Source organism: Clostridium sp. N3C (assembly GCF_900095445.1).
GTDB lineage: Bacteria > Bacillota > Clostridia > Clostridiales > Clostridiaceae > Clostridium_AU.
This window is the reverse complement of record NZ_FMJL01000079.1, coordinates 1-6,790: the sequence shown is the minus strand read 5'-3', so window position 1 is coordinate 6,790 and position 6,790 is coordinate 1. Positions and strand designations below refer to the sequence as shown.

General features: G+C 31.5%; 9 protein-coding genes and 1 tRNA gene. 5 read left to right on the top strand and 5 right to left on the bottom strand.

Annotation, left to right across the window (positions count from 1 at the left end; translation table 11 throughout):
• Positions 1-61: 61 nt before the first annotated feature.
• On the bottom strand, positions 62-583 hold the full coding sequence (locus N3C_RS14175) for a chromate transporter (protein WP_207648631.1): 522 nt from the start codon (positions 581-583) through the stop codon (positions 62-64).
• The gene (locus N3C_RS14170; RefSeq protein WP_207648630.1) at positions 580-1,122 is read right to left on the bottom strand and encodes a chromate transporter; all 543 of its coding nucleotides are present in this window, start codon (positions 1,120-1,122) and stop codon (positions 580-582) included. Before N3C_RS14170 ends, N3C_RS14175 begins: the two co-directional genes overlap by 4 nt.
• Positions 1,123-1,265: 143 nt before the next feature.
• Between N3C_RS14170 and N3C_RS14165 the strand changes: the two genes are divergently transcribed.
• Positions 1,266-1,341, top strand: a tRNA-Ala gene (locus N3C_RS14165).
• Between the two features lie 32 nt (positions 1,342-1,373).
• Here the strand turns inward: N3C_RS14165 and N3C_RS14160 are convergent.
• The gene (locus tag N3C_RS14160) at positions 1,374-2,003 is read right to left on the bottom strand and encodes an HDIG domain-containing metalloprotein (RefSeq protein WP_074366656.1); all 630 of its coding nucleotides are present in this window, start codon (positions 2,001-2,003) and stop codon (positions 1,374-1,376) included.
• Positions 2,004-2,139: 136 nt separating this feature from the next.
• Positions 2,140-3,603 (bottom strand): LCP family protein, encoded by a 1,464-nt coding sequence (locus N3C_RS14155; RefSeq protein ID WP_074366655.1) that lies wholly within the window; start codon positions 3,601-3,603, stop codon positions 2,140-2,142.
• Positions 3,604-3,895: 292 nt separating this feature from the next.
• Between N3C_RS14155 and N3C_RS14150 the strand changes: the two genes are divergently transcribed.
• From N3C_RS14150 to N3C_RS14140, 4 genes are all read left to right on the top strand, one after another.
• Complete coding sequence (locus tag N3C_RS14150; protein WP_074366654.1) at positions 3,896-4,270, top strand: NusG domain II-containing protein; 375 nt, start codon at positions 3,896-3,898, stop codon at positions 4,268-4,270.
• A gap of 13 nt (positions 4,271-4,283) precedes the next feature.
• Entirely contained in the window at positions 4,284-4,808 is a 525-nt protein-coding gene (locus tag N3C_RS14145; RefSeq protein ID WP_074366658.1) for a Gx transporter family protein, read from the top strand.
• A 116-nt stretch (positions 4,809-4,924) separates the two neighbouring features.
• The gene (locus N3C_RS15180; protein WP_178377845.1) at positions 4,925-5,095 is read left to right on the top strand and encodes a hypothetical protein; all 171 of its coding nucleotides are present in this window, start codon (positions 4,925-4,927) and stop codon (positions 5,093-5,095) included.
• Between the two features lie 115 nt (positions 5,096-5,210).
• On the top strand, positions 5,211-6,188 hold the full coding sequence (locus tag N3C_RS14140) for a biotin--[acetyl-CoA-carboxylase] ligase (RefSeq protein ID WP_074366653.1): 978 nt from the start codon (positions 5,211-5,213) through the stop codon (positions 6,186-6,188).
• A 9-nt stretch (positions 6,189-6,197) separates the two neighbouring features.
• Here N3C_RS14140 and N3C_RS14135 read toward each other — a convergent pair whose 3' ends face one another.
• Positions 6,198-6,767 carry a biotin transporter BioY gene (locus tag N3C_RS14135; protein WP_074366657.1) on the bottom strand — a complete coding sequence of 190 codons (570 nt, stop codon included), beginning with the start codon at positions 6,765-6,767 and terminating at the stop codon, positions 6,198-6,200.
• Positions 6,768-6,790 lie beyond the last annotated feature (23 nt).

The following is a 6,790-nucleotide window of genomic DNA, read 5'->3' as shown; positions in this document are numbered from 1 at the left end:
TAACTTCAGTTTGTTGGTAGTTTTGAAGCTAGTTTTTCATAAACTTTTTACAGTACCTTATCTAGTATAGCAATACCCCTGCAATTCCAGAAACTACAATCATTATAATAGGATCAACCTTAAACTTAAAGGTAGCAATAAAAACCACTGCAAAAATTATTATACTTTTATAATCTATAAAGGATTCACCTATTAATGATATGGCTGCAGCAGCAATTAATCCAATTACCACTGGCCTTAATCCAGAAAGTGCGGATTCTAAATATTCATTGCCCTTAAACTTCAAGAAGAACTTACATATTATTAGCATAATAATAAAGGAAGGTAATACTGTACCTAGAGTTGCCATGGTAGACCCTAATACACCTGCAGTCTTATAGCCTATGTATGTGGCCGAGTTAATGGATATAGGTCCTGGTGTAGATTGAGAAATAGCCACGATATCTATAAACTCTTTTTGAGTAATCCAACCATTTAAATCCACTACTTCTCTTTCTATCATGGGAAGCATAGCATAACCGCCACCAAAACTAAATAAACCAATCTTAAAAAATGAAATCAATAATTTTAAATATATCATCATGACTTCCTTCCCTTTCTTGAATAATATACTATTCCTCCTACTGCTGCTAATAAAATTACATATATAGGTGATATGTCCACAAAGGCAACTAATACTGCAGCTAAGATTGGAATGATCACATTTTTTCTATTAATCTTCGCATTTTTAGCCATAGAGTAAATGGGGGATGCTATGAGAGCAACTACCGCTGGCCTTAGTCCCTTAAATATACTCTCTACTATAGGATTATCTTTTATTCCAACAAAAAACAAGGCCACTAGCAAAATTATTATGAATGAAGGCATAACTGTCCCTAAAGTAGTAGCTATACTTCCCCCAATTCCTGCAGTTTTATAGCCTACAAAAACAGCTGTATTTACTGCTAAAGGCCCCGGTGATGATTGTGCCAAGGCTAGCATATCCACAAACTCTTCCTTGTCCACCCACTTCTTATTATTTACTACTTCATTTTGAATAAGAGCTATCATAGCATAGCCGCCACCTAAAGTAAAAGCACCTATCTTAAAAAAAGAAACAAACATTTCCCAATACTTTTTCAAAAAATACACCTCCAAAAGTTTATACAGACAAGCTAATATTACCACTTGTAGTTATAAATATCAAATTTACATATTTGTAATTTATTCTTTACAATTATCCCTTGCATTTTTAAAAATAACATAGTAGAATATTTATTGTTCTTGGGGATATGGCGAAGTTGGGATCGCGTCTGAATGGCATTCAGAAGGCCAGGGGTTCGAATCCCCTTATCTCCACCAATGCAGTCAGTAGTAATTTACTACTGACTTTTTTAATTTTTACTAGCTAAATATTCCCTACACTTATTAGTAAAAAGTTCAATATTTTTTCTCTCTTCTTCAGCTTTTTCACGAGACATATTTCCTCTACCTAAGCGGTCACATAAGGAAAATAAAGATATTTCATCTAAATCCACTTCAGAAAGCATTCCCCTAATATCTGAAAAGGGAAGATTCTTAACAATAAATAAAGGTTGCATATGCCATCTTACTATAGCAGATACTTCTCTAATAAAAAACTCATCAGAAGTAAATTCCTTTAGAAATTTTTCTGCTAACTCCTTTCCAACCTTATCGTGATCATAAGAAGTAATCCTTCCTTTTCTTAATTTAGTGGTAGGTGCTTTTCCTATGTCATGTAACAGAGCAGCCCACATAAAAACTTTAGGATTCCTACTCTTATCTCGTCTCTTAGCTCCTTCATCCACCACCATCATCGTATGATTCCATACACTTCCTTCAGGATGATGCACTAAATTTTGTGGCGTATCCTTTAGTGCATAAAGCATATAAAATGGATATTCTTTAAAGTCACTTTCTTTAGAAATAGCATATAAATATTCCGAAGGCTTTTGATCTTCCAATAAGTGTATTGATATTTCTTCAAAGTAATCTTTTCCCATATTCTATTTCCCCTTTAAAGAATAATAAGGAGCTTTAGGCTCCTTATTATTCTTTGTCTTATATAATTTTTCATACCATCATAGCAATAGTGGTTATTTCATAACTAAGTAAATTATTCATATTACTTTTTGACCTTTAGCTTAGGGGTACTTGTCCACCATCTTTATTTTCTATTTGCTCTTTTTCCCTATTTGCTTCACTTTGCATATTACTAGATTCATTACTGCTTTCCGTTGTTGAAGATTGACTATTTGGATTTACTGCTTCACTTCCTATAGTAGTATTATCTTTTTCTTTAATGCTAGTAGTGCCATTTCCTCCTGTAGCTGTACTATTATTATAAGTATTTTCATTTTTGGTATTTATAGAAGTACCAGCTTTATCCACAGAGCTATCATATTTTTTTGAATTATTACTAGTGTTTGATGTACTAGAAGTTGTACTATTCTTATTAGTTGTAGTAGTGTTTACTGATTTACTGCTACTTTTACTTGTAGATGACTTTGATGTATTTTTGTTAACCACGCTTCTACCTAAATATCCCTCAATAACAGCATTAAAAGCATCCATATCTAACTCATCAACATTAGGCTCTTTGTCTGTAAATATAAAATCATTCATTACAGTAGCATTTTGATCCTTATCTAATAGTAGAAGCCACTCACCCTTATAATAACCTCCCCAACTTAATTCTGTCATAGGTATTTGCAGCTGTTCAATTTTCATATTATCAAACTTTGATACAGTGTAAGCGTAATTTAAAAGCATTTCCGGTTTTATGTTAGTAGTTACACAATCTAAAATAGAATTCATAACCTTTGGGTAATTTACTACACTAGTTTTTAAAAGTTTGTTAGCTAATATAGATAAAACCTCTCTTTGCCTTTCTGTCCTACGATAATCAGAGTCGTTATACCTAATTCTTGCATAAGCTAAAGCCTGTTGGCCATCAAGTTTTTGATAGCCAGACTTGGTTAATGCTGGTGATTTTACTTCTCTAGTTTCTCCGATATATTTATTGAGCTCCTTACGTTCAGATTCTGAAACATCAACCTCTATACCTTCAACGGCATCAACTATATCTTCAAAACCATGAAAATCAACAATTATATATTTCTCTAGTTTTAATCTAAAATTAGCTTCAATAGTTTTCATTAGCAATTGTGGTCCGCCTTTAGCAAAGGCTGCATTAATTTTTGCTGTTTTATATGTTGGTATATCTACATAAGAATCTCTCATAATAGATGTCAATTTAACTTTTTCATTATTACTATCTATAGTAAGTATTATCATAGCGTCAGACCTAGAGGCCTCATTAGATTCCCTTGCATCTATACCTATAAGTAAAATATTAGTTATTCCTTTCACTTCCTTATATAATGGCTCTTCTAACTCTAAATTGCTATAATCCACGTTATCTCCATAAGTACTGTCATCATTTGAAACATATATTTTATTATATACATGTAAGTATAATCCCGTTGCTGCTAAAGCCATAGCTATAAAAAAAATACCTATTCCTAAAACTATCTTCTGAGTTCTGCTCAACTTGCTTTTTCTTTTAACTTTTTTTCCTGACTTTTCATTAATAGCTCTCATACCCATCCCTCCATTTAATAACCACATAATATATACGCAAATAACAACATTTTGTTACAAAAAAATCAATTATTTTATTAACTTTTTTATTATAATACATATTTTATAGTTATCCATAGATTTAATTTGTTAATAAACTATTAATTTATTCCTATTACTGACTTTCTATTTTTAATTTTTTATTCGTATTAAAATTAATTATAAAAGGTACTATTTTTACATAGACTTTTATGTCTAATTAAAGTAGAATTATTATTATCTTTATTATCCATAACTCATAGGAGGAGTTATTATGAAACTAAAAAAATATGATTATGTTATATTTGCTATATTAGCTTTGATAACCATAATTTCAGTAGCCATTCCTTTTGTTTTTGCTAAAGATTATAGTAAAGCTTTAGTTGTAATTAAGGTTAACGGAGCAGAATACAAAACCATTCCTTTAAATACTAATAGCTCAATTCCTGTAAATATAAATGGAAACTATAATTTAATTTCTGTTGAAAATGGTAAGGTTCATATAGAAGACGCCAATTGTCCTGATAAACTTTGTGTTAGAAGCGGTTCTATATCAAGTCCAGGTAAACCTTTGGTATGTTTGCCTCATAAACTCACCGTAGAAATTGAAGGTGTAGAAAACAAAACTGATGAAATAGATGTTTACTAAAGGAAGTGGATTTATGAAGAAAATACAAAAACTTGCTTTTATTTCAGTATTGGTAGCTCAAGCATTAATATTACATATCTTTGAAGGTATGCTTCCAGTAATTTTTATTACCCCTGGAGCCAAATTAGGCTTATCAAATATAATAACAGTGACAGCATTATATATGATAGGATTCAAAGATACTTTTGTGGTGTTAATTTCAAGAATATTACTAAATACATTGCTTGCTCCTAATCCTTCCGGTATAATGTACAGTTTAGCTGGTGGTATATTAAGTCTGCTAGCTATGCAGTTAACTAAGTCTTTAGGTAAAGATAATGTAAGCCTTATAGGTGTTAGCGTTTCAGGCGCCTTCTTCCATAATGTTGGTCAAATTATTGCTTCTTCCATTATTATAGAAAATATAAACATTGTTTTATATCTACCTGCATTAACCCTGGCCGGTGTTGGCACTGGAATCTTTGTAGCTTTAACTGCTAACTACTTACTTAAAGCTCTCAAGAAGCTTCCTATTTACAAAAACCTTGTAGACTATTAAGCTTTTGAATATTTTTATAAGATAGCGGTTATATTAATATCAACAAGAAAGCTTAATAAGTTCAAAATCATCAGGTCACCACATATAAATCATTAGATGGAAGGTGAAAGGAAACCATGGATAATAACAAGAATTTAATGAAGACTCACGAAAAAAGCAATGCAGAATTAAGAAAAATGTTCCCAAGGGATGGTTCCGATATAGGTATAATTAACGGTGAAAAAATTGGTTCTCATGAAAATGGCAGCAAATTTACAAAGCGTTCAAAACTTTCTCACAATAAATAGACAGACCAAGAGCATAAAGCTCTGGTCTTTTTATTTGATTATTTTTATCCATTGATATAATATTTATGGTATAGAGCAAAATAATTTATAAATATTTTCTTGAAAGGATAGGATTATGAAAGATAAAATACTTAATCTCTTATCAGAGGATGAATATATTTCCGGTGAAAGTATCAGCGCATCTTTAGGTATAAGCCGAGCTGCTGTATGGAAATATATTAATGCCTTAAAACTTGAAGGCTACAAAATTGAATCCTCCACTAAGAAAGGTTATCTTCTACTGAATAGACCAGATATACTAAGCTCTGCTGAGATCCAACCTCTATTAAAAACCCAGTACATAGGTAAAAATATATTTCATTTTCAAAGCATAAACTCCACTAATTTAAAGGCTAAAGAATTAGCTAACAATGGCTGCCCTAATGGCACTGTAATCATAAGTGAGGAGCAAAGTTCTGGTAGAGGCCGTTTAGGAAGAGATTGGATATCCCCCTATGGTAAGGGGATTTGGATGTCTATAATATTAAAGCCTGAAATTCCTCCTATGGAGGCCTACAAGGTGACAATTATAGGAGCAGCAGCTGTACATTCTGCCCTCTTGGAAAACGGTCTTTCAACTTTGATAAAATGGCCTAATGACATAGTAGTAGAAGGTAAGAAAATTTGCGGAATACTAACAGAAATGAACGGAGAATTGAACAAGATCCATAGTCTAATTATCGGTATAGGTATAAATGTTAATGTAGATTTATCAGATATACCTATGGATCTAAAAGATAAAGCCTCTTCTCTTAAAATATTAGCTAAAAAAGATTTTAGCAGAAAAATCATATTAGCTTCTCTTTTAAATCATTTTGAGTCTTTATATGATGCTTTCATCAATACTGGCTCTATAGAAGATTCACTGTACATTTGTCGTAAATATTCTGCTGTAATAAATAAAGAAGTGCTTCTTATGGAAGGTAGAAAGAGCACTAAGGTTAAGGTTAAAGATATTAGTAATAATGGTCATCTAATTGTTCAGGATGGAGCTACATTAAGAGAGGTAATCTCAGGAGAAGTTTCTTTAAGATGTGAAAATAGCTATATTTAAAGCTGATAGCTAAAGAAAGCTATCAGCTTTAATATTTTTCATCTGCGGTATTATTCTAACTGCCAACATAGAAGCTATTATACATTTCACTAAATCTCCTGGTACAAATATTAAGAAGCCGTTTTTTACTATGTCCGTAATATTTATATTTTTATGTAATAAAAACTTTAGTATACAATACAAATAAGGTACTCCGATTATATAATCTATTAGAATACCTACGCCGCAACATATCAAGAAAGTAACAAAACTCTTCTTTTTAAACTTTTCTGATAGATACCCTATAGCAAAGGTTGCTGGAATAAATCCTAAAAGGTATCCAAAGGAAGGTTGTATAACATAACCTATACCACCGCCATTAGCAAATACCGGAACACCTATTAAACCTAGTAATAGGTATATAATTGAACATAAGGCTCCATAATACTTTCCCAAAATCAAAGGTGATAAAACTACAAAGAAAACTTGCAATGTTATAGCTGGAAAAAAGGGACCAAGAGGAATTTTTATAAAAGCTCCTATGGCAATTAAAGCTGTAAACATAGATGTCAACATCATCATTTTTAAATTAAGTTTCATAGTCTCCCCCCCATCTTTGTTAT